18 protein-coding genes are annotated in these 23,907 nt (G+C 66.0%); 6 read left to right on the forward strand and 12 right to left on the reverse strand.

The window, feature by feature from the left end; genetic code table 11:
- Positions 1–135: 135 nt before the first annotated feature.
- On the reverse strand, positions 136–1,107 hold the full coding sequence (locus tag ACT531_RS04460) for a Bug family tripartite tricarboxylate transporter substrate binding protein (protein ID WP_056062533.1): 972 nt from the start codon (positions 1,105–1,107) through the stop codon (positions 136–138).
- Between the two features lie 383 nt (positions 1,108–1,490).
- Here ACT531_RS04460 and ACT531_RS04465 point away from each other — a divergent pair, with 383 nt between their 5' ends.
- Positions 1,491–2,588 (forward strand): lactonase family protein, encoded by a 1,098-nt coding sequence (locus tag ACT531_RS04465; RefSeq protein WP_476016627.1) that lies wholly within the window; start codon positions 1,491–1,493, stop codon positions 2,586–2,588.
- A gap of 38 nt (positions 2,589–2,626) precedes the next feature.
- Entirely contained in the window at positions 2,627–3,619 is a 993-nt protein-coding gene (locus tag ACT531_RS04470; RefSeq protein ID WP_056644750.1) for a Bug family tripartite tricarboxylate transporter substrate binding protein, read from the forward strand.
- 69 nt (positions 3,620–3,688) lie between these two features.
- Here the strand turns inward: ACT531_RS04470 and ACT531_RS04475 are convergent, their stop codons facing one another.
- Positions 3,689–4,012 carry a helix-turn-helix domain-containing protein gene (locus ACT531_RS04475; RefSeq protein WP_476016628.1) on the reverse strand — a complete coding sequence of 108 codons (324 nt, stop codon included), beginning with the start codon at positions 4,010–4,012 and terminating at the stop codon, positions 3,689–3,691.
- Between the two features lie 230 nt (positions 4,013–4,242).
- Here ACT531_RS04475 and ACT531_RS04480 point away from each other — a divergent pair, with 230 nt between their 5' ends.
- On the forward strand, positions 4,243–6,279 hold the full coding sequence (locus ACT531_RS04480; protein WP_476016629.1) for a tetratricopeptide repeat protein: 2,037 nt from the start codon (positions 4,243–4,245) through the stop codon (positions 6,277–6,279).
- A 33-nt stretch (positions 6,280–6,312) separates the two neighbouring features.
- On the opposite strand, the gene ACT531_RS04485 is transcribed toward ACT531_RS04480, so the two are convergent.
- The 10 genes from ACT531_RS04485 to ACT531_RS04530 all read right to left on the reverse strand — a co-directional run bounded on the left by ACT531_RS04485 (position 6,313) and on the right by ACT531_RS04530 (position 17,649).
- Positions 6,313–6,639 carry an EthD family reductase gene (locus ACT531_RS04485; RefSeq protein ID WP_476016630.1) on the reverse strand — a complete coding sequence of 109 codons (327 nt, stop codon included), beginning with the start codon at positions 6,637–6,639 and terminating at the stop codon, positions 6,313–6,315.
- 119 nt (positions 6,640–6,758) lie between these two features.
- The gene (locus ACT531_RS04490; protein ID WP_476016631.1) at positions 6,759–8,606 is read right to left on the reverse strand and encodes an ABC transporter ATP-binding protein; all 1,848 of its coding nucleotides are present in this window, start codon (positions 8,604–8,606) and stop codon (positions 6,759–6,761) included.
- A 100-nt stretch (positions 8,607–8,706) separates the two neighbouring features.
- On the reverse strand, positions 8,707–9,174 hold the full coding sequence (locus ACT531_RS04495) for a CopD family protein (RefSeq protein WP_476016632.1): 468 nt from the start codon (positions 9,172–9,174) through the stop codon (positions 8,707–8,709).
- A 225-nt stretch (positions 9,175–9,399) separates the two neighbouring features.
- Positions 9,400–9,660, reverse strand: coding sequence for a hypothetical protein (locus tag ACT531_RS04500; protein ID WP_343736550.1), 261 nt, complete (start codon positions 9,658–9,660; stop codon positions 9,400–9,402).
- 104 nt (positions 9,661–9,764) lie between these two features.
- A complete protein-coding gene (locus ACT531_RS04505) occupies positions 9,765–11,114 on the reverse strand; it encodes a sensor domain-containing protein (RefSeq protein ID WP_476016633.1) in 1,350 nt (449 codons plus the stop codon).
- 132 nt (positions 11,115–11,246) lie between these two features.
- On the reverse strand, positions 11,247–12,119 hold the full coding sequence (locus ACT531_RS04510) for an isocitrate lyase/PEP mutase family protein (protein WP_476016634.1): 873 nt from the start codon (positions 12,117–12,119) through the stop codon (positions 11,247–11,249).
- 64 nt (positions 12,120–12,183) lie between these two features.
- The gene (gene prpF, locus ACT531_RS04515) at positions 12,184–13,386 is read right to left on the reverse strand and encodes a 2-methylaconitate cis-trans isomerase PrpF (protein WP_476016987.1); all 1,203 of its coding nucleotides are present in this window, start codon (positions 13,384–13,386) and stop codon (positions 12,184–12,186) included.
- Positions 13,387–13,427: 41 nt separating this feature from the next.
- Entirely contained in the window at positions 13,428–16,064 is a 2,637-nt protein-coding gene (acnD, locus tag ACT531_RS04520) for a Fe/S-dependent 2-methylisocitrate dehydratase AcnD (RefSeq protein ID WP_476016635.1), read from the reverse strand.
- Positions 16,065–16,090: 26 nt separating this feature from the next.
- The gene (gene prpC, locus ACT531_RS04525; RefSeq protein ID WP_476016636.1) at positions 16,091–17,254 is read right to left on the reverse strand and encodes a bifunctional 2-methylcitrate synthase/citrate synthase; all 1,164 of its coding nucleotides are present in this window, start codon (positions 17,252–17,254) and stop codon (positions 16,091–16,093) included.
- Positions 17,251–17,649 (reverse strand): acyl-CoA thioesterase, encoded by a 399-nt coding sequence (locus ACT531_RS04530; RefSeq protein WP_309824075.1) that lies wholly within the window; start codon positions 17,647–17,649, stop codon positions 17,251–17,253. The genes prpC and ACT531_RS04530 overlap by 4 nt, the downstream gene beginning before the upstream one ends.
- A 148-nt stretch (positions 17,650–17,797) precedes the next feature.
- On the opposite strand from ACT531_RS04530, the gene ACT531_RS04535 reads away from it, so the two are divergent.
- The 3 genes from ACT531_RS04535 (at position 17,798) to ACT531_RS04545 (ending at position 23,826) form a co-directional block, all read left to right on the forward strand.
- Positions 17,798–19,249 (forward strand): short-chain fatty acyl-CoA regulator family protein, encoded by a 1,452-nt coding sequence (locus ACT531_RS04535; protein WP_476016637.1) that lies wholly within the window; start codon positions 17,798–17,800, stop codon positions 19,247–19,249.
- A gap of 271 nt (positions 19,250–19,520) precedes the next feature.
- The gene (locus ACT531_RS04540) at positions 19,521–22,625 is read left to right on the forward strand and encodes a bifunctional diguanylate cyclase/phosphodiesterase (RefSeq protein WP_476016988.1); all 3,105 of its coding nucleotides are present in this window, start codon (positions 19,521–19,523) and stop codon (positions 22,623–22,625) included.
- Positions 22,626–22,794: 169 nt separating this feature from the next.
- On the forward strand, positions 22,795–23,826 hold the full coding sequence (locus tag ACT531_RS04545; RefSeq protein WP_238990665.1) for a GGDEF domain-containing protein: 1,032 nt from the start codon (positions 22,795–22,797) through the stop codon (positions 23,824–23,826).
- Positions 23,827–23,907: the final 81 nt, after the last annotated feature.

Consider the following 23,907-nt stretch of genomic DNA (forward strand, 5'->3'; position numbering starts at 1 on the left):
CGGAAGTTGCCCTGCTCGTCGAAGTCGGTGATGGGGAACGAGAGCAGGCCGGAGCCCATGATGGTTTTGAGTTCTTGCGGGGTCATGGTCATTGCAGCGGGAGAGGATGGTGAATGAAACGGGTGTCTGTGGCGCTCAGTCGAGCTTGATGTTGGCGGCCTTCACCACGCTGGCCCAGCGCGCGCGTTCCTTGGCGAAGAACTGGTCCTGTTCGGTGGAGGTCATGGTCACCACTTCGGCGCCCTGGCCGGCCAGGCGCGAGCGGATCTCGGGTGCGCGGATGGCAGTGATGAGCGCCTTGTTCAGCTTTTGCACGACTGCATCGGGTGTGCCGCGTGGCAGCAGCACGCCTTGCCAGGTGCCGGACTCGTAGCCGGCCACACCTTGCTCGGCAATCGTGGGCACGTCACCGATCAGCGGCATGCGGGTGGACTTGGAAACGCCCAGCACCTTGAGCTTGCCGTTTTGTACCTGGGGCAGGGTGGCCAGCATGCCGTTCATCAGCACCTGGGTCTGGCCCGCCACGGTGTCCTGAATTGCGGTGACGCCGCCCTTGTAGGGGATGTACTGCCAGCGTGCGCCGCTGGCGCGCTCCAGCGCCACGCCCGCCAGATGGGGCGCGCTGCCGGTGGCCGTCACGGCAAAGTTCAGCTCGTTCTTCTTGGAGTAGGCGATCAGCTCCTTGAGATTGTTGACCGGCACCGAGGGGTGCACCACCAGCAGGTGGGGCGAGTAGGCCAGCATGGTCACACCGCGCAGGTCTTTGGAGGGGTCGAAAGACAGCTTGGTGTAGACCGAGGGGCTGATCGCCAGCGCGCCCACATCACACAGCAGCATGGTGTAGCCATCGGGCTCGGCTTTGGCCACAAAGTCGGCACCCAGGTTGCCATTGGCGCCGGGCTTGTTCTCGACGATCACGCTCTGCTTGAGCGATTCGGACAGCGCCTGGCTGATCGAGCGCGCAATGATGTCAGAGCTGCCGCCTGGTGGGTAGGGCACCACGATGCGCAGTGTCTTGGCAGGCCATTCAGCGGTCTGGGCCGTGGCAGAAGCTGCCGCCAGAGCGGCAGTGCAGGCCAGAAGAATTGCGCGACGTTGCAGGCTCATGGAATGTCTCCGTGTGTTTGTGTTGTTAGTCATCGTACAACTAGATCGAAAAATATGCAATCCATGCCGGTACCATTCAGTGCATGTTTAGGTGGATTTCAGGGTTTGTACTGAGATTTCTGGTCCAAAAAAATCCAGATATTGTTGACTGTCGGGTGTTTCTAGGTTGTGCGTGACCTCGGGTAATCCCTTTCTCTGTCAGCGCTGAAGATGGGTCAGAATGCATTCCTTGTTGTATGACGACATATCACAATCACGCGATGCTGAAGCAATGGAACGCCCTGCGAATGGCGTCTCCGGGGGGCAACAGAACCACAACAACCTCACTGACGGGCGCGCTTCAGAGTCACAGTCCAGTCGAAGGCACTACCAGGGGACCGAGCATGACCATCCCATTTCGTATCCATCACCGCGTCGCGCCCGTGATGCTGGCCGTCGCAACCGCGCTGGGCGTACAGGCGGTACAGGCAGCCACCTGGGTGTACGTGGCCAATGCAGACAGCCAGGATGTGTCGGTGCTGGAGCTGGACCGCGCCGCCGGGACGCTCAAGCCCGTGGACACCACGGCACTGGGCGGCGCGGCCATGCCCATGGCCGTCAGCCCGGACAAGCGCGTGCTCTACGTGGCATTGCGCTCGCAGCCGTTTCGGGTGGTCAGCCTGGCCATTGACCCGGTGAGTGGCAAGCTGCGCAAGCTGGGCGAGGCGCCGTTGGCCGACAGCATGGCCAATATCGACACCGACGCCACCGGGCGCTGGCTGTTCGCAGCCTCCTACCCCGGACACAAGATCACGGTCAATAGCATTGGCAAGGACGGTGTCGTGGGAGCGGTGCAGCAACTCATCCCCACCGCGCCCAACGCGCACGCCATCCACGCGGACGCAGCCAACCGCTATGTCTTTGCTACCAGCCTGGGTGGCGACCACCTGTCGGCCTGGAAGTTCGATGCCGAGACGGGCAAGCTCGCTGCCCACGAGCCCGCATTGACCCCCGTGGCTCCCGAAAAATCCGGCCCCCGCCACTTTGTCTGGAGCCACGACCAGCGCCACCTGTACCTGTTGGACGAACTGGATGCAGCCGTGCATGTGATGGCCTACGACAAGGAGCGCGGCACCCTGCGCCCGCTGCAGCGCACCACCACATTGCCAGCAGGTTTTACCGGCAAGCCCTGGGCCGCCGACATTCACCTGTCGCCCGACGGCCGCACGCTGTATGCGTCGGAGCGCACGTCCAGCACGCTGAGCGCATTTCGCGTCGATGCCGCCACGGGGCAGCTGCAACCGCTGGGGCAGGTGCCCACCGAAAAGACCCCGCGCGGTTTTGCGGTGGACGCATCGGGTCGCTTCCTGATTGCCGCGGGGCAGGATTCACACCACGTCGCCCTGCACCCGATCGACGCAGCCACGGGTCTGCCCGGCGCACCCACCCGCGTTCCAGTGGGCAAGAACCCCAACTGGATCGAGATCGTCGACATGCCCTGAGAGCGCCCCTTTTTGCATTACCCCTAGGAGACAAACACATGCAACGCAGAACCCTGGTCCAATCCGCAGCGCTGGCAGCTGCAGGCGCGCTGATGGCGCTGCCCGCCATGGCCCAGACCACCTGGCCCACCGGCAAAGCCATCAGCTACGTGGTGCCCTTTGCCGCCGGTGGCACCACCGACACCCTGGCCCGTCTGATCGGCCAGCAACTGGGCACAGCCCTGGGCACCACGGTGGTGGTGGAGAACAAGGGCGGTGCGGCAGGCAGCATCGGTTCGGAGGCCGCCGCGCGCTCGGCCCCGGATGGCTTCACTCTGCTGGGTGGCACGGTCAGCTCGCATGCCATCAACATCAGCCTGTACCCCAAGCTGGGTTACGACCCCATCAAGTCGTTCAGCCCCGTCACGCTGATCGGCACCAACCCGGTGGTGCTGGTGGTGTCGGCCAACAGCCCTTATAAAACCCTGAAGGACGTGCTGACGGCCGCCAAGGGCAAGCAGGGCGGCCTGTCGTCTGCGTCCGCTGGCACGGGCAGCTCGCAGCATCTGGCGGTGGAACTGCTGGCCTACAAGTCGGGCGTGAAGTTCACGCACATCCCCTACAAGGGCAGCGGCCCCGCCATCCAGGACGTGATCAGCGGCCAGGTGGACATGATGTTCGATACCACCGTGGTGGCCGCACCGCACATCCAGAGCGGCAAGCTGCGCGCCATTGCCGTCACGTCGCCCAAGCGCCTGGCCTCCATGCCCGACGTGCCCACGGTGGCGGAGTCCGGCGTGGCCGAACTCAAGGACTTTGAGGTGCAGTCCTGGCAGGCCATCTTTGTGCCGGCGGGCACGCCCACCCCGGTGGTGAGCCGCCTGCACGACGAGATCCGCAAGATCCTCGCCCAGCCCGACATGCAAACCCGCCTCAAAGGTTTTGGCATGGAGCCTGCCGACATGAGCGTGGCCCAGATCGCCACGTTCCAGAAGGCTGAAGTGGACAAATGGGCGCAGGTCATCAAGGCGGCCAATATCAAGGTGGACTGATCGCCCGGCCGATCCTGTTTTCTTCCTGTAGAGACTTGGCGGAACTGCCTTTGGGCCGTTCCGCCTTTTTTATTGCGGGTAGGGCGCTGGCGCGCTCGCGGGGGCGTCCGTCGATGGCGAGCGATGTGCGAGCACGAGATCGGGATGCTGTCCGGTGAGCAACAGAAACATCGCAAACACGGGTCCCTGCATGTTGCGCTCGTCGGTCATGCTCTCCAGCGCCTGCCAGGTGCGCGACTGCACGCCGCCCCGGCTGCCGGTCTGCAGTGGGTAGCCCATGAGTTCGGCAGCTTGCGCCTGGCTGAGCCCGGCTGCAACGCGCGCGGCCTTGAGCTGCTCGCCGGTGGGCACAGGCATCGCAAGGGCCATGACAGAAAGGGGTGGCTGGGACATGGTTTGCTATAAAAAAAAGAGCTATTGGCACATAGAGTATGGGCGCTACAGCCCATTTTTACTCAAAAACAGCAGCAGATATCCGGGTGTGGTGCTGGCACATCACTGGACAAAACAGAGAGGTGCCGCGATGCAGGCTGGCGGAGGGCGCTTCTAGAATTTGCTCGCACTTGACGAGCGTCAACACAAACAACAAGCCGCATTCCGAGCGGCATCCGAGGAAGGGAGCCATGAGTTACACCATCCAGATCTGGGAGAAGCCCGCTGATTGGCCCTGGCCAGCCACCAAGGCCGAGGCGGACGCGCAGTACGAGCGCGTGGAGGCCGGCCCCCAGGTGCCGATGAACCCCCAATTCACTGCTTGGGCCCGGGCCGTCGAACAGCGCTTTGCCGGGTTCTGGGACATTTACCTCGGTGGTCCTGACATCACCGACCCGACCTTCGGCGTGGGCATCAACACCCGCTTTCCGGATTGGGGTCCGCCGTTTGACGATGGCTGGGAGCAGGCGGCCCGCCTGGGCCTGAATCTGTATGACCCACAAAGTGGCGTGCACTATCTGGCCAATGGCGACGCCCCTGAGGAGCCCGACTTGCAGGTGCGCCATGCGGTCCGTGCGCGCCAGGCGGGCGATGACGCCAAAGCCTGGGCCGAGTACCGGCGCTGGGCAGCGCGGGGCAACCCCCATGCGCTGTATGCGCTGGGTCGGGCCCTGCGTTTTGGCACCATGGGCCAGCGCAGGCACTTTGACCTGGCGGCTGCACTGCAGCTCATGGGGGCGCACGATGCGGAGACCCGCAAGGACGCCCAAGCCTTCCACGAGCGCTTTCCGGACAAGGCCAAGGCCCGCGTTCAGGCTCTGATGGCCCGGCTGAAGGCCGCGCCGGGCGAGCCACTGCTGCAGATCGTGGACGAAGAGCGCAAGGCAGTCGATGACGCTGTGGCCCGCAGCGAGCAACTGGCCTTGTACTCGCGCAAGCGCATTGAAGCGGCCGACGCCCTGGAGCCCGCAGCGGCCCAGGGCCACGAGGTGGCAGCCTTTCTGCAGGCGCTGGAGACCGTGATCGGATGGGAGCAGCCCAACTACGAGAACGCGCGCTCCTGGTGCCAGCGCGCTGCAGACTGGGACCATGAACCCGCCAAACGCCTGTTGGCCGTGATGTTCGAGCGCGGCTGGGGCGGGCCGGCGGACGCGCAGCAGGCCGCCAAGTGGAACGCCGCCGCGCAAACGCAGCGGCAGCGGGCGCAGCAAAAGGAGCAGGCCCAGCAAGCGCCAGAGTTGCCCGGCGGCCTCAGCCTGGCGCCCATGGCCGCGGATTCGTCCGCACCCGGTGCCGCAGCACCCCTGGTGTGGATTGGCAACCCTCTGCGCGACCTGCCGGGCTGGTACGCCCGCGAGGGCGATCCGCACGCCGCGTTCCACCTGGGCACCAGCGACGAGCATGGCCGCTATGGCGGCCCCGTGAACCTGGCCCAGGCCCGCGCCTGGTATGCCCAGGCGGCCGAGGCGGGCCACGCCGACGCCACCTACAACCTGGGAACCTTTATCGAAAGCGGTAAGGGCGGCCCCAAGGACGCGCTGGTGGCCAAGGCGCTGTTCATGCTGGCCAACACACGGGGCACCACCATGCAGGTGGCCGACCTGCGCATCAAACCGCAGGAGCAAGGGCCCGTGCGGGCGCTGGTGATGGCGCTGCGCGAGCCCGGGCGGCTGCGCGGCGTGCTGCAAGAGCGTGGACTCGCCCCGAATCTTCAGGCTCCTGGTGGGGCCGCCGCGCGGGTGGGGGGCGCAGCGGCAGCGGCGGGTCTGTCCGCAGGCGAGTGGGGGCGGGGCGATGGCGCCCCGCCGTCCCCAGGTACAGCCAGGCCGCCAGAGCCACAGACTACGCGTTCGCCGGCGCCCAGCCCATCGCGCAGCCGCACAGGCCCGACGCATCGCAGCGATGAGGACGACGAGGGCGATGCCCATGAAGATGCCCGCTATGGACGCTCCACCTCCACGTTTGCATGGCACTTGGGCCACGCGGCACTGTGCATTGGCGTGGCCAACGGGGCATTGCTGATGGCTTTCTTCAAACCCGGAGCCAGCTTCCGCATGGGCATGCTGGTGCTGGGCCTGATCGCCGCGCTGGGCGCGTGGCGCACGGCGCGCGACTTTGACTGGTCGCCCCTGGCGCGTGCCGTGGTGGCGGTGCTGGCGGCCATCCCCTTGCTGGGCATGGGCGTGTGCCTGGGCCTGCTGTTCAAGGCCTTGCGTGAACGTGGGTAGGGGTGGGTCGCCCACCGCAAACCCACGAGGCCGTCAGGTGGTGACAGAGTGCTCCAACGCCTGCGCAAAGTACGAATCGGGCTGGATGTTGGTGTAGTTGGGGATGTCGGCCGACAGCTCTGCCATCGTCGCTTTGGCGGCCGTCTGGGCCTGCTTCAGGTCACTGAAGAACGCGTTGGTCAGCGCCACGATCTGGCCCGGGCGCGGCTCGCCGGGGTAGAGAACGCGGTCGCTTTCCAGCCGCACGAGGCCCAGTGGCTGCAGCGCCGCGCGGGCGATGCGCATGTGCTCGGAGTGGTAGTAGTCGTGGTTGAAGGTGGCGCCTTCACGCCAGCGGTAGACGGCGGTGACTTTGATCATCGGTGCGATTCCATCCGGTGGTTGAAACCCGCCACCGTAGGGACAACACACCCGCGGCACAGCCGCGTGCGCGACAGCGTGTCGCCCATGTGGCTGGTGGCCTGTCTGCCTTTGCGGGCTCAGTCCTCTTCAGATTCGCCCAGGAACCCACCGCTCTGGTGCCCCCACAGGCGGGCATACACGCCGCCCTGGCCCAGCAGCTGGGCGTGCGTGCCTTCTTCCACAATGCGGCCCCCGTCCATCACGATGAGGCGGTCCATGGCGGCGATGGTGGACAGGCGGTGGGCGATGGCGATCACGGTCTTGCCTTTCATCAGGCCGTCCAGGCTTTGCTGGATCGCGGCTTCCACCTCGGAGTCGAGCGCGCTGGTGGCTTCGTCCAGCAGCAGGATGGGCGCGTCTTTCAGCATCACGCGTGCAATGGCCACACGCTGGCGCTGGCCGCCCGAGAGCTTCACGCCGCGCTCGCCCACATGGGCGTCGTAGCCGGTGCGGCCCTGCAAGTCGGTGAGGGTGGCGATGAAGTCGGCCGCTTCGGCACGCTCGGCGGCCTGGTGCAGGTCGGCCTCGCTGGCATCGGGGCGGCCGTACAGGATGTTGTCGCGCATGGACCGGTGCAGCAGCGAGGTGTCTTGCGTGACCATGCCGATGTGGCGGCGCAGGCTGTCCTGGGTGACCTGCGCAATGTCCTGTCCGTCGATGAGGATGCGGCCGGACTGCACATCATGAAAGCGCAGCAGCAGGTTGACCAGCGTGGACTTGCCTGCGCCCGAGCGGCCAATGAGGCCAATCTTTTCGCCGGGGCGGATGGTGAGGTTGAGGCGGTCGATGACCGGGCGCGCATCGGGGCCGCTGCCGTAGGCAAAGCTCATGTCCTCAAAGCGCACCTCGCCCCGGGTCACGACCAGGGGTTTGGCATCGGGGGCATCCACCACGGTGCGTGGTCGGGTCAGCGTGTTGATGCCGTCCTGGATGGTGCCCACGCTCTCAAACATGGTGGTCATCTCCCACATCACCCAGTGGGCGTGGCCCGACACGCGCAGCGTCATGGCCGTGACGGCGGCCACGGCGCCCGCACCCACCTCGCCCGCAGACCACAGCCACAGGGCGGTGCCGCAGGCGCCGAGAATCATGGCCACCACCAGCAGCTGGTTGACGATCTCGAACAGGCTCACCAGCCGCATTTGCGCGTAGCCGGTGAGCTTGAAGGCATCCATCGCCGCGCGTGCAAATTCGGATTCGCGCCGCGTGTGCGAGAAGAGCTTGACGGTGGCAATGTTGGTATAGGCATCGGTGATGCGTCCGGTCATCACCGAGCGCGCATCGGCCTGCTGCTTGCCCACCTGGCCCAGGCGCGGCACAAAGTACCAGCAAGCCAGGCCATAGGCCACCATCCAAGCGGCAAAGGGCAGCAGCAGCCGCGCGTCAAATCCAGCCAGCAGCACGAGGATGGTGACCAGGTAGATGCCCATGCCGATCACCACGTCGGTGGTGGTGAAGATCATGTCGCGCACGGCCAGCGCGGTCTGCATGATCTTGGTGGTGATGCGGCCCGCAAACTCGTCGGCATAGAACGCCATGCTCTGTCCCAGCATCAGGCGGTGGAAGTTCCAGCGCAGGCGCAGCGGAAAGTTGATGGCCAGCACCTGGTGCTTGATGCTGGTCTGCCAGGCGACCAGCACCACCGACGCCAGCAGCAGCGTGGTGATGCCGATCAGCGCCGCTTTGCGTTCGGCCCACAGCGTGCCCGGAGACGCAGAGGTGGCGATCCAGTCCACCACCACGCCCAGCACCGCAAAAAGCAGAGCCTCGTAAACGGCAATGGCTGCAGACAGGCCTGCCATGGCGGCCACGTAGCCCCGCAGGCCCCGGGTGCAGTCCCACACAAAGGCCAAGAAGGCCTTGGGCGGCAAGTGCGGCTCGGCAGCGGGGTAGGGGGGAAGTCGGCTTTCGAAAAAACGGAACAACGTCAAAACTCCTGGGGCCACGCGGTATGCACTACCGCGCGGGGCGGCAGCCTGCGTGCCCATCCAATCAATACGAAATGCGAGCGAGGGCCAGGTGGTGCTAGACCAGCAGGGTGACCACAACGATCACCACACCCAGCGCCAGGTTCACGCCCACCCAGCTGCGGATGCTGCCCAGGGCCTTGGCGCCGCTGGGCCAGTCTGAGGCCGCTACGGCACGCTGCAGGCGCCGGAACAGTGCAAAGCGGATATGGCCAAAGATGGCGATCATCACCAGGCCCAGCGTGGCCATGATGGTCCAGTCCAGCGGCATGGAGAACACGCCGCCCGTCTGCACAGCCTGCTTGGCCGCGCGGCCGATCATCCACAGGCCGCTACCCAGCACCAGCACCACGGCGGCAGTGACGACCGCAAAAAAGCGCTGCAGCACGTCATGCATAAGCCGCACGCGCTGCGGCGGCTCCAGCGACTGCGCGGCGGGGCGCAAAAAGAAATGGGCGAACACCATGCCCCCCACCCACACGATGATGGACAAGACATGGACAAGCTTCAGGGCGTTGTAGAGCATGGGTGTGCGGCGCTGCGCGCCGGGTGGGATGAAGGGGCCGGGAGAGGGGCCGGAGCATCCGGCCGAGGGCCTGCGGATGCAAGGCCGCATTGTGCGACGATCCGCTGGGGGCGACCGGCCTGCGCTCAAGAACCCCTAAGGCGCTGGTGATTAAGTCTCTGCGTTCCAGGGATGCACAGAGACAGGGGCTGGTTGGTTGTTGCCCTCGGCGCCTGCACATGGCGCTCAGCGCGGGGTGTTCGCGGGGCCTTCAACTCCACGCCAAAGTGCCAGCACCAGCCTCCACAGCGGAGGCAGAAGCAGGGCTGCAGCCATCGGCACCCAGACTGCCAGGTAGCACCAACCGGCGGGCCCGCTGTGGCCCACGCTTTCGATGCCCGTGGTGCGCTCCAGCCATGACCACACCGGATAGAGCAGCAGCGTCACCGCGAGCGCCACTGGCACGGCCACGGCAGTCAGGCCCAAGCGCACGGCGAGCTGCAGCATGACGGCTTTGACACCTTGGGGCTGCCCGTTGAAAGAGGCGCTACTCGCGGGCGTGGACGGCGGCTGCACGGTTGGGGCCCTGTGCGTCGGGAGTTTCAGGCGTATCAGGAGTAAAGGGGCGCCAGCGCCACCCGCACCTGGTTGCCGCCGTTGCGCTTGGACAGGTACATGGCCTCGTCGGCATGGCCCAGCAGGCGGTGTTCTTCGCCGCCATGCTCGGGGTAGATGGCCACCCCGATGCTGGGCTGGATGTACAGGCGCTGGCCTTCCAGGTCAAAGTCCTGCCCAAAGGCCGCGAGGATCTTGTGGGCCGCTGCACTCGCATGCTCGCGGGCCTGGCCGCCTTCGAGCAGCACCACAAATTCGTCGCCTCCCAATCGCGCCACGGTGTCGGACGCACGCACGCATTCGAGCAGCCGCTGTGCCACCCGCTGCAGCAGCAGGTCGCCCATGGCGTGGCCCAGCGTGTCGTTCACTTCCTTGAAGCGGTCCAAGTCAATGAACAGCAGCGACAGCAGCGTCTGCTCGCGCCGCGCGCGGGCCAGGGCGGTCTTGAGCCGGTCCAGAAACAGCTGGCGGTTGGGCAGGTGCGTGAGCTGGTCGTACTGCGCCATGTGCTCCAGGCGCTCATACATCTGTTTGCGTTCAATGGCGGCCGCCACCTGGGTGGAGACGAACTGCAGCAGCTCCTTGTCCTTGTCGGTGTAGCGGCCTTGCTCGGTATAGCTTTGCAGCACCAGCGCGCCCAGCGGCCCGCGCTGCGTCTGCAGGGGTACGCCCAGCCAGTACAAGGGTTGGTGCTCGCCACCAAGGGCGTGTGCCATGGGCGCATCCGGCGTCAGCAGCAGGGTGGCACCGCCGCGGATCACCTCGGCATAGCGGGCGTCGTCGGCCAGGGCCATGGTCGCGGGTGCAGGCAGGTATTCGTTGACGTGGTACGGAAAGCTGAGTCGGTCGCTCAGCGCGTCATACAGAGCCACCGCAAAATTGGTGGCAGGCAACAGCCCGCCCACGATCTGATGAATGTGCTGGAACAGCGCATGCAGGTTGTGCGTGGTGTGCGCGGCTTCGGAGATGGCGTAGATCACCGCCTTCATCGACTCTGCGGCCTTGCGCTCCGTGATGTCATGGGCCACGGCCAGCCGGACTTGCCTGTCGGGCAACCAGCGTGCCGTCCAGCGAATGTGGGCGATAGAGCCGTCCTTGCGCACATAGCGGTTTTCAAACTGCAGCTGCAGCTCGCCCTGGGTCACGCTCTGGGCCTGGCGTTGCGTGGCGGGCAGGTCATCGGGGTGCACCATGTCCAGCATGCGCTTGCCAATGACTTCCTCGGGCTTGTATCCAAAGATGCGTTCGAACGCGGCACTGACAAACACGATCGTGCTGTCTGTTTGAACGACGCAGACGGCGTCCAGCAACAAGTTCGCCAGGTTCAGTGAAGAAATGCTTTGCATCAGGCGGCGTGCACGGTGTGGCGGATTCACCCATTGTGCTCCGCGCCAACCGCTTGTGCTGTCTCGAATGCAAAAACGAGACAGGTGTTTGCTTGGTTCAATCCGTCCAAGCCATTCGCACCGTTTGCGACGCTATGGCCTGCCGCTGGCGTACTTGGCCTCCAGCGCATCCCAGTCGGCCTTGCGCACCAGCCGCTGGCGTTCGGCAAAGGGTGCCACCAGGGCGGGGTCTTCGTTGATGCGCTGGTGGTCGCGCAGCACCGTCAGCGCCTTTTGCATGCCTGCCACCGCGCCCTGCAGCGCCGCGTTGGCGTACAGCACTAGGCCATAGCCCAGGGTGGCCAGTTCTTCGGCGCTGGTGATGGGGGTCTTGCCGCCAATCACCATGTTCATCAGCTGCGGCGCTGCCAGCCGCTGGGGCAGGGCGTGGATCTCGTCGAGGGTGGTGACAGCTTCGACAAACAGGATGTCGGCGCCAGCCTCCTCAAACCGCCGGGCGCGCTCCACGGCGGCCTCGAAGCCCTGGGTGGCGCAGGCGTCGGTGCGGGCCAGGATGAGGGTGCCTGCGTCGCGGCGTGCGTCCACGGCCGCCTTGATCTTGCCCAGCATCTCGTCGGTGGCAATCACCTCCTTGCCGTTGAAATGCCCACAGCGCTTGGGGCTGACCTGGTCTTCGAGCTGGATGCAATCCGCCCCCGCGCGCTCCAGCACCCTCACCGCGTGGTAGGTGTTGAGCGCGTTGCCAAAGCCGGTGTCGGCATCGACGATGAGTGGCAGGTCCACTGCGTCGCGAATGCGCGCCGTGTGGTCGGCGATGTCGGTGAGGCCCATGAAGGCCTGGTCGGGAAGGCCGAACCACATGTTGGTCACGCCTGCACCGGTCACGTAAAGGGCTTTAAAGCCCAGGTCGGCCACCACGCGGGCCGAGAGCGCGTTGAAGGCGCCGGGCACGATGACGCCCCGGCGGGCCTGGGCCAGCGTCTTGAGTTGTTGTTTGGTATTCATGTTGTGGTTGGTGAATTGAGTAGCTATATATTTGATAGCTGCTGGCGAATGAATCACGAGCGCTTCAGGCCATTTTTGCTTTAAAAGTGTCCGCAGGCACACGCACCCAGCCTTCCATCAGGATGCGGGCGCTGCGGCTCATGAGGGCCTTGGTCACCTTCCACTGGCCGTTGATTTGTGCTGCTTCGGCCCCCACGCGCAGGATGCCCGAGGGGTGGCCAAACCGCACGCTGCTGCGCACGCCACCGCCTGCCGCCAGGTTGACCAGCGTGCCGGGGATGGCTGCTGCCGTGCCAATGGCCACCGCCGCCGTGCCCATCATGGCGTGGTGCAGTTGGCCCATGGAGATCGCGCGCACCAGCAGATCGATGTCTTTGGCATCGATGGGTTTGCCGCTGGAGGCTATGTAGCTCGCAGGCGGCGCGACGAACGCGATCTTGGGCGTGTGCTGGCGGGTGGCGGCCTCGCTCAGTTGCTGGATCAGCCCCATGCGCAAGGCGCCGTGGGCGCGGATGGCCTCGAAGCGTGCGAGTGCCGCCGCATCGCCATTGATCGCGCGTTGCAGCTCGGTGCCGGTGTAGCCCAGCTCCTGGGCGTTGAGAAAAATGGTGGGGATGCCCGCGTTGATCAGCGTGGCGGCAAAGCTGCCGACGCCGGGTACTTCGAGCGTGTCCACCACATTGCCGGTGGGGAACATCGCGCCGCCTTCTTCCCCATCGTCCGCCGGGTCCATGAACTCCAGCGCCACCTCGGCCGCAGCAAAGGTCACGCCGTCCAGCTCGAAGTCGCCCGTCTCCTGCACCTGTCCGTGGGCCATGGGCACATGCGCCACGATGGTCTTTCCGATGTTGGCCTGCCAGACGCGAACCGGAAAGGTGCCGTCTTGCGGAAGGCGCGCCGCATCGATCAGCCCCATGTGGATGGCGCAGGGCCCCACCGCCGCCGAGAGGTTGCCGCAGTTGCCGCTCCAGTCCACGAAGGGCTGATCGATGGACACCTGGCCAAACAGGTAGTCCACGTCGTGCCCTGGCCGCGTGCTGCGCGACAGAATCACCCCTTTGCTGGTGCTCGACGACGCATTGCCCATGCCGTCGATCTGCTTGCCATACGGGTCGGGGCTGCCCAGCACGCGCAGCAGCAGCGCGTCGCGCGCCGGGCCAGGTTGCTGGGCGGGGGCGGGCAGGTCGTCCAGGCAGAAGAACACGCCCTTGCTGGTGCCGCCGCGCAGGTAGGTGGCGGGGATGCGGATCTGTGGTGCGGGGGAGATGCTCATAGGGGAATATCAAATTTGATAGCGTATGGCGCTTACTAGGCGTGCTCCAGAGCCTGTTTTTGTTCTGTGTTCTTGGCAAGAAAGTCTTGCGCAAAGCGCTGCAGCACGCCGCCCGCCTGGTAGATCGAGACCTCTTCGGCCGTGTCCAGGCGGCATGTCATGGGCACCCGGGTGACCTCGCCATTTTTGCGGCGGATGACCAGGCTGAGTTCGGCGCGGGGTTGCATGTCTCCCTCCACGCCATACACCTCCGTCCCATCCAGCCCCAGCGTGGTGCGGTTGACACCCACCCCAAACTCCAGCGGCAGCACCCCCATGCCAATCAGGTTGGTGCGGTGGATGCGCTCGAAGCCCTCGGCCACCACCACCTCCACCCCCGCCAGCCGCACACCCTTGGCGGCCCAGTCGCGGCTGGAGCCCTGGCCGTAGTCGGCGCCCGCAATGATGAGGAGCGGCTGGCGGCGGCGCAGGTAGGTTTCGATGGCCTCCCACATGCGCATCACCTGGCCCTCGGGCTCCACGCGGGCCAGCGATCCTTTCTGGACCTTGCCATCGATCACGGCCATCTCGTTGACCAGCTGCGGGTTGGCAAAGGTGGCGCGCAGGGCGGTGAGGTGGTCGCCCCGGTGGGTGGCGTAAGAGTTGAAGTCCTCCTCCGGCACGCCCATGCGGGCCAGGTATTCGCCCGCCGCGCTGCCGGGCAGGATGGCGTTGGACGGCGAGAGGTGGTCGGTGGTGATGTTGTCGGGCAGGATGGCCAGCGGGCGCATGCCCTGCAGGGTGCGCGGGTGGGCGGCCAGCGCGCCAACGCCTTCGGTGTCCCAGTAGGGCGGGCGGCGGATGTAGGTGGACTGTGGGCGCCAGTCGTACTGGGGCGACACGCGCGGGCCATCGTCTTGCCGCAGGGCAAACATGGGCTCGTACACGGCGCGGTAGTGTGCGGGTTGTACGGCGGCCTTCACCACCGTGTCGATTTCAGCATCGCTGGGCCACAGGTCCTTGAGCCGGATAGGCTGGCCATCCACCACCGCCAGCACATCCTTTTCAATATCAAACCGCACCGTGCCCGCAATCGCATAGGCCACCACCAGCGGCGGCGAGGCCAGAAACGCCTGCTTGGCGTACGGGTGGATGCGCCCGTCAAAGTTGCGGTTGCCCGAGAGCACTGCCGTGGCGTACAGGTCGCGGTCGATGATCTCTTGCTGGATGGCAGGGTCCAGCGCACCGCTCATGCCGTTGCAGGTGGTGCAGGCAAAGGCGACGATGCCAAAGCCCAACGCCTCCAGGTCGGTCAGCAGACCGGCTTCTTTCAGATACAGCTCCACCGCCTTGGAGCCGGGTGCGAGCGAGGTCTTGACCCAGGGCTTGCGCGTGAGGCCCCGCCGATGCGCGTTGCGCGCGAGCAGCGCGGCCGCGATCACGTTGCGCGGGTTGCTTGTGTTGGTGCAGCTGGTGATGGCGGCGATGACCACGGCGCCATCGGGCATCGTGCCTTCGCCCGGCGAGGGCATAGCCCAGGGGCCTGCAATGCCCCGGGCGGCCAGGTCTGAGGTGGCCACGCGCGCGTGCGGTTTGGAGGGGCCAGCCAGGTTGCGCACAACGGTAGACAGGTCAAAGCGCAGGGTGCGGTCGTACACGGCGCCCGCGAGCGCATCGGCCCACAAACCTGCGGCTTGGGCATAGGTCTCGACCAGCTTGACCTGGCTGGCCTCGCGGCCGGTCAGCCGCAGGTAGTCCAGCGTCTGCTGGTCGATGCTGAACAGCGCCGCCGTGGCGCCATATTCCGGCGCCATGTTGGAGATGGTGGCGCGGTCGCCAATGGTGAGCTTGGCGGCGCCTTCGCCAAAGAACTCCAGGTACGCGCCCACCACCTTGGCCTTGCGCAAGAACTCGGTCAGCGCCAGCACCACGTCGGTGGCGGTGATGCCGTCCTGGCGCTGGCCGGTCAGCTCCACGCCCACGATCTCGGGCAGCCGCATCATCGATGCGCGGCCCAGCATCACGTTCTCGGCCTCCAGGCCGCCCACGCCGATGGCGATCACGCCCAGCGCATCCACATGCGGGGTGTGGCTGTCGGTGCCTACGCAGGTGTCGGGGTAGGCCACACCTCGGTCGGCATGGACCACGGGCGACATTTTTTCCAGATTGATCTGGTGCATGATCCCGTTCCCCGCCGGGATCACATCCACGTTGGCAAAGGCTTTTTTCGTCCACTCGATGAAGTGAAAGCGGTCTTCGTTGCGGCGGTCTTCGATGGCGCGGTTCTTGGTAAATGCCTCGGGGTCGAACCCGCCACATTCCACGGCCAGCGAATGGTCCACGATGAGCTGCACCGGCACCACGGGGTTCACCTGGGCCGGGTCGCCGCCCTCCTTGGCAATCGCATCGCGCAGGCCCGCCAGGTCCACCAATGCGGTCTGGCCCAGGATGTCGTGGCACACCACGCGTGCGGGGTACCAAGGGAAGTCGCGGTCGCGTTTGCGCTCGATGAGCTGGCGCAGGCAGTCGTTGACGGTGGCCGGGTCGGCGCGGCGCACGATGTTTTCGGCGTGGACGCGGGCGGTGTAGGGCAGGGTGGCCCAGGCGCCGGGTTGAAGGGCCTCGACAGCGGCGCGGGCGTCGAAGTAGTTGAGCTGCGTGCCGGGCAGTGGATTGCGATACAAGGTGTTCATGAGCGTGGGGCTGGGGGCGTTGTTTTTTACTTGCGGTCTTGAATGGGCACAAACGCCAGGTCTTCGGGCCCGGTGTAGTTCGCGCTCGGCCGGATGATCTTGTTGTCGATGCGCTGCTCAATGATGTGTGCCGCCCAGCCGCTGGTGCGTGCAATGACGAACAGCGGCGTGAACATGGCGGTGGGCACGCCCATCATGTGGTAGCTCACGGCGCTAAACCAGTCGAGGTTGGGGAACATCTTTTTCACCTCCCACATCACCGATTCCAGCCGCTCGGCAATATCGAACATTTTGGTGCTGCCCGCCTCGTGCGACAGGCTGCGCGCTACGCCCTTGATGATGACGTTGCGCGGGTCGCTCACGGTGTAGACCGGGTGGCCGAAGCCGATCACGACCTCCTTGGCCTCCACGCGACGGCGGATGTCAGCCTCGGCCTCGTCGGGGCTGTCGTAGCGCTTCTGGATCTCGAAGGCCACCTCGTTCGCGCCGCCGTGCTTGGGGCCACGCAGCGCGCCGATGGCGCCGGTGATCGCCGAATACATGTCGCTGCCCGTGCCGGCCACCACGCGGGCTGTGAAGGTGGAGGCATTGAACTCGTGCTCGGCATAGAGGTTGAGCGAGGTGTGCATGGCGCGCTCCCAGGCCGCACTGGGCGGGGTGCCATGCAGCAGGTGCAAAAAGTGCGCGCCGATGGAGTCGTCGTCTGTTTCTACTTCGATGCGACGGCCTGAGCTGGCCCAGTGGTACCAGTAGAGAAGCATGGAGCCCAGTGATGCCATCAACCGGTCGGCAATGTCGCGTGCGCCGGGCAGGTTGTGGTCGTCCTTTTCGGGCAGCGCACAGCCCAGGGCCGAGACCCCCGTGCGCATCACGTCCATGGGGTGGCTGGCGGCGGGCAGTTGCTCCAGCGCCTGCTTGACCGACAGCGGCAGGCCTCGCAGGGCCTTGAGCTTGGCCTTGTAAGCGCGCAGCTCGGCACGTGTGGGCAGCTTGCCGTGCACCAGCAGGTGGGCGATTTCTTCAAACTCGCAGACCTCGGCAATGTCCAGGATGTCGTAGCCCCGGTAGTGCAGGTCGTTGCCCGTGCGGCCCACGGTGCACAGGGCGGTGTTGCCCGCCGTCACGCCGGATAGGGCCACGGATTTCTTGGGCTTGAAGCCTGGCGTTTCAACGGTGGTGGGGGTTGTCATGGGGTCTCCTCCTGGTTCACATAAGCGTTGGCGATGGGTGTAGGACGGCCTTTGGCGTCCACGGCCACCATGTCGAAAACCCCCTGCAGCACGGCCTCTTGCGGCGAGCCCAGCGTGGCGGCCAGGCCGTTCACACACACGGTGAGCGAGCTGCGTCCGATACGGCTGACCCAGGCGCGCAGCGTGAGCACATGGCCCACGGGCACCGGGGCCAGAAAACGCACATCGGTCACGCCCGCCATCACCACGTCGCGCGCTGCGGCACCGCGTGCCGCCAGAAACGCCGCCTTGGCCATGAGCTGCAGGGCGTTGCCGCCAAACAGCGTGCCGTAATGGTTGGCTTCGGCAGGGAAGACGATTTCCGTCAGCTCGACGGTGCCTTGAGGGGTTGTCATGCTTCGCAATTTACGCACAATGGCGCCCCTGTGTAAGGTCTAAATTGGCGAATGATTGCAAAGGTGGTGCCTACAATTTGCAAAGTTTGCGAATTATTTACAGGTTGGTTTTGCGAACGAATGGCACGACCCCAGAGCGAAAGAAACGATGAAAAAAACCTTCATGGGCGTGCGCCTGCGCCGCCTGCGCGAAGAACGCGGTATGACCCAGGTGGCGCTGGCGCGTGCGCTGGACCTGTCGGCCAGCTACCTGAACCAGCTGGAGCAGAACCAGCGCCCGCTCACCGTTCCGGTGCTGCTCAAGATCAACGCCGTGTTTGGCGTGGATGTGCAGCGGTTCTCCGACGACGACGAGGCTCGCCTCATCACCGGCCTGCGCGAGGTGCTGGCCGACCTGCCGGCGGGTGTGGGCGGCGAGGGCGCGGGCGATGCCGTGTCGCTCGCCGAAATCCGCGAGCTGGCCGCCGGTATGCCCGCCGTGGCGCGCACGCTGCTTGCGCTGCACCAGCGGCACCGCCAGGCGCTCGAACGCCTGGCCGCCCTGGGCAATGACCGGGACGGGGAGGGTGCCGTGGCCCACCACCCGCCCATGGCCTATGAAGAAGTGCGCGACTTCTTCTTCGCGCGCCAGAACCACATTGCCGAGCTGGACGACGCTGCGGAGCAGTGCGCTGCCGACTGGGGGCTGCTGCCCGGCCGTGCGGACGAGGCGCTGGCCCAGCGCCTGTTGGCCGCCCATGGCGTGCGGGTGGTGGACGTGGCCGACCTGCCGGGGCAGGCACAGCGCGTGTTCCAGTCCGAAACCGGCGTGCTGCAGCTCGCGGCCGGGCTGGAGCGGGGGCAGCGCGCGTTTCAGATGGCGACGCAGCTGGCGTTTCTGGAGCAGGGCGCCGAGCTGCAACGCCTGGCCGCTGGCGCGGGTTTGTCCAGCGACCAGGCCCGCGCGCTGGCGCGCATTGGCCTGGCCAACTACTTTGCGGGGGCGCTGGTATTGCCCTACACCGCCTTTTTGCAGGCGGCCGAGGGGCACCACTACGACATCGACCGGTTGGGCCAGCAGTTTGGAGTCGGCTTCGAGACCGTGTGCCACCGCCTGTCCACCCTGCAGCGGCCCAGTGCGCGGGGTGTGCCCTTCTTCTTCGTCCGCGTGGACCGTGCGGGCAACATCAGCAAGCGGCAGTCGGCCACACATTTCCACTTCAGCAAGATCGGCGGCACCTGCCCGCTGTGGAACGTGTACGAGGCCTTTGCCCAGCCAGGCCGCATCGTGCCGCAGGTGGCGCGCATGCCGGACGGGCGGGCGTACCTGTGGGTGGCGCGCACTGTGTCGCGCAGCGGGGGCGGGTGGGGTGTGCCGGGCAAGGAGTTCTCGGTGGCGCTGGGCTGCGACATCCGCCACGCGCCGCAGCTGGTGTACTCGCGCGGGCTGGACTTGGCACGCCCCGAGGCCGCCGTACCGATCGGCATGGGCTGCAAGGTGTGCGAGCGCGACGCCTGCCCGCAGCGCGCGTTTCCGCCCATCGGGCGGGCGCTGGATGTGAACGAAAACCGCAGCCGGTTTGCGCCGTACCCGGTGGCCACGGGCGCAGCCATCGGGTAAACCCGTGGGTGCCTGGACTATGAAATATGCTCATCAATTCATAGCTTGTCAGGCATGCCACTGTGGCGCTGGAGGCACTTTTTTCTTAAATTTTTCGTCGTAACCAAATGTTGGCTCCACAGGGGCTCGATTGCCGCTATCCTGCGCAACTTGCATGGCCTCCGGCCCCATTGGGGGCTGGTAACGCAAAGGTGCGTCTCTGACTTCTTTCCATCCCTCCCCGCTGGCTGCGCAGGCGCCCCAAAGCCGTTATCGGCATTGGGTGGCGGGTATTGGGGTGGCTGCCTTGGGCCTGGTGCTCAGTTTGTGGCTGGCGCAGCACCAGGCTGCGTCGATGGCCCAGATTGAGGAGGCCCGCTTCACACAGGAAACACGGGCGTTCTCCGACGCACTGAGCCAGCGCATCGCAGGCCATACCGAGGTGGTCAATGGGCTGCGGGGCCTTTTCACCGCCAACCCGCGCCTGTCGCGCCTGGACTTTGAACGGGCCGCCAGCGAGATGGAGGTGGGCCAGCGGTACCCCGGTGTGCGCAACCTGTCCTTCACACGCTGGGTGCCCGGTCCCGAGCGCGAGGCCTACGAGGCCCGGGTGCGGGCCGACACTTCGCTGTCCCCCGAAGGCTTGCCCCAGTTCAAGATCCACCCCCCCGGTGAGCGTCCCGAATACTTTGTGGCCGAATACCTCTGGCCGATGTTTGGCAACGAGGGCGTGCTGGGGCTGGACATCAGCGCACAGCCCACCAACTTGGCGGCGATGCGCTACAGCCGCGACAGCGGGCAGACCGTGGTGTCCGCCCCGTTCGACCTGCTGCAGGAATCCTCGCACCGAGCGGGCATCGTCATCCGTGTGCCGGTGTTCGACCCCACGGCTGGTGCAGCCGAGCAGCGGTTTGTGGGGGCGGTGGCCTCCACGCTGCGGGTGTATGACTTGGTGCAGGGGCTGGGCAGCCAAGGGTTTCTGAACGGGATTGCGGTCTCCATGGATGACCTGGGCCCCGTGCGCCCCAACTCCGGTGACAACACCGTGCGCCCCTTGCTGGAGCAGACAGCCCCTGGCCTGCCGGAGGCTCGACCCCTGGTGCGTATGCTGGTGGTGCACGACCGGCGCTGGCAGCTCACCTTCTACCCCACCCGCTCGTTCCTCACTCCTTCTGAAACCCGCTTGCCCTGGCTGGCCGGGCTGGCTGCGGCGCTGGTGTCGCTGCTGCTGGCGTCCACCGTGGCCCTGCTGGTGCGCCAGCGCACGTTGGCGCTGGTGCGTGCCCAGCTGTCCGACGAGGCGCGGCGCGAGAGCGAGGAGCGCTTTCGGGCGCTTTTCAACCAGACCACGGTGGGGGTCGCGCAGGTGGACTCGGACACGGGCCAGTTCGTGCGCGTCAACCAGCGCTACGCCGACATCCTGGGCTACGGCCCTCAGGAATTGGTGGGCATGACCTTTCAGAGCCTCACCCATCCCGACGACGTGGCGGCAGACCTCGCCCAGGCCAGGCGTTTACAAAATGGGGATGTCCCCGAATACCGGCTGGAAAAACGCTACATTCACAGGGATGGACACGAGGTCTGGGGCGACCTTACCGTGTCGTCCATGTGGGCCTCGGGCTCTGCCCCTGGGTACCACATTGCCGTGGTGCAGGACATCACCGGCCGCAAGCGCATGGAAGAAAACCTGCGCGCCAACGAGCAACGCCTGCGCAGCATCCTGGAGCGCCTGCCCATGGGCCTGTGCCTGGTGCAGGACGACGGTCTGATCAGCTTTCGCAACGCGCGCTATGTGCAGATCTGCGGCTACACGCAGGAGGAAGTGCCCGACACCAACACCTGGTGGCAGCGAGCCTACCCCGACGCCACCGAGCGGGAGGCCATCCGCCAGCGGCTGCTGGATACCTCGCACCAGGGCATCATCCCGCTGGCCGAATACACCATTCGCTGCGCTGACGGCAAATACAAGCCGGTGGAGATCTCAGGCATCTTTGTCGAAGGCGGGCGCCTGATCACCATGCAGGACCTGAGCGAGCGCAAGGCTGCCGAGGAAGAGATCAACCAGCTGGCCTACTACGACCCGCTCACCCGCCTGCCCAACCGCCGGCTGCTGATGGACCGCCTTCAGCAGGCACTGGCCACCAGTGCTCGCCACCAGCGCAGCGGCGCCTTGCTGATGCTGGACCTGGACAACTTCAAGACGGTAAACGAAACCCGGGGCCACGACCGGGGCGATGCCTTGCTGCTGCAGGTGGCGCACCGCCTGCGCAGTTGCGTGCACGAGGACGACACCGTTGCCCGCCAGGGCGGCGACGAATTTGTGGTGGTGCTGGAAGACCTGGGCGACAGCCCTGAAGAGGCCGCCGCCCGCGCTGAAGACGTGGGCCAGCGCATCTTGGGCGTGCTGCGCGAGCCGTACCAGATCGACGGCGACGCGCACCACAGCTCGCTGAGCATGGGCGTCACTATTTACAGCGGCACGCGCGAGACGGTGGATGAACTCCTCAAGCGTGCCGACCTGGCGCTGTACCAGGCCAAGAACGCGGGCCGTGACACCCTGCGCTTTTACGACCCCCAGATGCAGGCCGTAGTCAGCGCCCGTGCCACGCTGGAGCTGGATATGCGCGTGGGCCTGGCCCAGGGCCAGTTCGAGCTGTACTACCAGCCCCAGATCGACCACGGCCGCATCATCGGCGCCGAGGCCCTGCTGCGCTGGCGGCACCCGCGCGACGGCTTCATCTCGCCCGCGCATTTCATCCCGCTGGCCGAAGAAACCGGTCTGATCCTGCCGCTGGGCGAATGGGTGCTGCAGGCGGCTTGCCGCCGCCTGGCCGCGTGGGCCCAGCAGCCCGACCTGGCCACGCTGAGCCTGGCAGTCAACGTGAGTCCTCGGCAGTTCCACCAGACGGGCTTTGTAGCCCAGGTGCTCGCCGCACTCGCGGGGGCGGGGGCCGACGGCCACCAGCTCAAGCTGGAGATGACCGAAGGCCTGCTGCTGCAGGACGTGGAAGACACCATCGACAAGATGGGCCAGCTGCGAGGCTACGGCGTGGGCTTTTCGCTGGACGACTTTGGCACCGGTTATTCATCGCTCAGCTACCTCAAGCGCCTGCCGTTGGATCAGCTCAAGATCGACCAGAGCTTTGTGCGCGACGTGCTCACCGACCCCAACGACGCCGCCATCGCACGCACGGTGGTGGCCCTGGGCACCAGCCTGGGCCTGCGCGTGATCGCGGAGGGCGTGGAAACCGAGGCGCAGCGCGAGTTTCTGGAACGCCATCACTGCCATGCATGGCAGGGCTTCCTGCTCAGCCCGCCTGTGGCCGTGGCCGAGTTCGAGGCACTGGTCCGCCGCACGAACGGTGCACTGGATGGCAACCTGGATGGAGGCCATTGATGGCGTGGGCCCTGCGCCGGGCCCGGGCGTGTGGGGCCAGAGAAGGGGGCGGGTGGCAACGCGACGCCGTAGACCCTTTGCATTCGCGGGCTGGCTGCGCGACCTATGATGCGGGCGCTTGATCGCCACCGCCTCCATGTTCTTCAAAAAGCCTTCACCTCCCGCATCCGTGCCATTGCCGCAAGGCTTTGACGCACAGCGCGAGCGCTCGGTGATTGCGGAGATGCTGCTCAAGCGCTCTGCCAAGCTGATCCTGGGGCGCAGCGAGCTGGAGATCATCCGCGGGGTGTGCCAGGCCATCGTGGATGTCACCAGCCACATCCGCCTGGCCTGGACCTGGTTTGGCCCCACCGACACACATACCATCCGCCCGCAGGTGTACGCAGGCCCAGCCGCCGCCTATGCCGAGTCGCTGAACATCGAGCGCAACCTGCTCACCCGCATCGGCCCTGCCTTCACCACGCTGGAGGGCAAGTCTGCGGGCCCTTTCACGGTGTCGCAGCTGTCCCCATTTGGCCCCTGGCGCGACGCGGCACGCCACCACGGCATATACCACGTGCTGGCCTTGCCCATTGCCTCCACCTTCAATGGCTACAGCGGCATCTTTGTGCTGTATGCCGACCGTGATGGCTACTTTGACGAAGTCGGCGAGAGCCTGTTTGCGGGGCTGGCCGAGCTGTTTGGCTCACTCATGACCGTGGCCGCCGAGCGCCAGGAGCTGCAGCGCGCCGCGTACCACGACGCGCTGACCGGGCTGCTGAACCGCCACGCTGTGGACCTGATCGACCGGCGTGTGTACCGGGCCTCCCTGTTCGAGCCCGCTTCGTCGATTCTGCTGATGGACCTGGACCGTTTCAAGAGCATCAACGACCGCTTTGGCCACGATGCGGGCGATAAAGCCCTGCAGGCAGTGGCCAGGGTGCTGACCGATGCCCTGCGGCGCGGCGACGAGATCATTCGCTGGGGCGGCGAGGAGTTTCTGGTCTGCCTGCCCCAGACCGCACTGCCCGACGCGCTGAAGGTGGCCGAAAAGCTGCGCCGCGCGGTGGAGGACATCACCGAGCCCGAGCAGCTCACCGTGTCCATTGGCGCGTGCGAGATCTCTGCCCTGCAGCACCTGCCCCAGGCAGTGGCCCGCGCGGACGAGGCTCTGTTCAAGGCCAAGTCGGGCGGGCGTAACCAGGTGTGTGTGCTGCCTTGATGGTCGTCGCCTTTGGCTATCAAAATCGATAGCAATTAAGCCATATTGCACTAGCGCATCAGGCCGATTTGTCTGGATTTT

It is taken from the genome of Acidovorax sp. DMC1, from assembly GCF_056314325.1.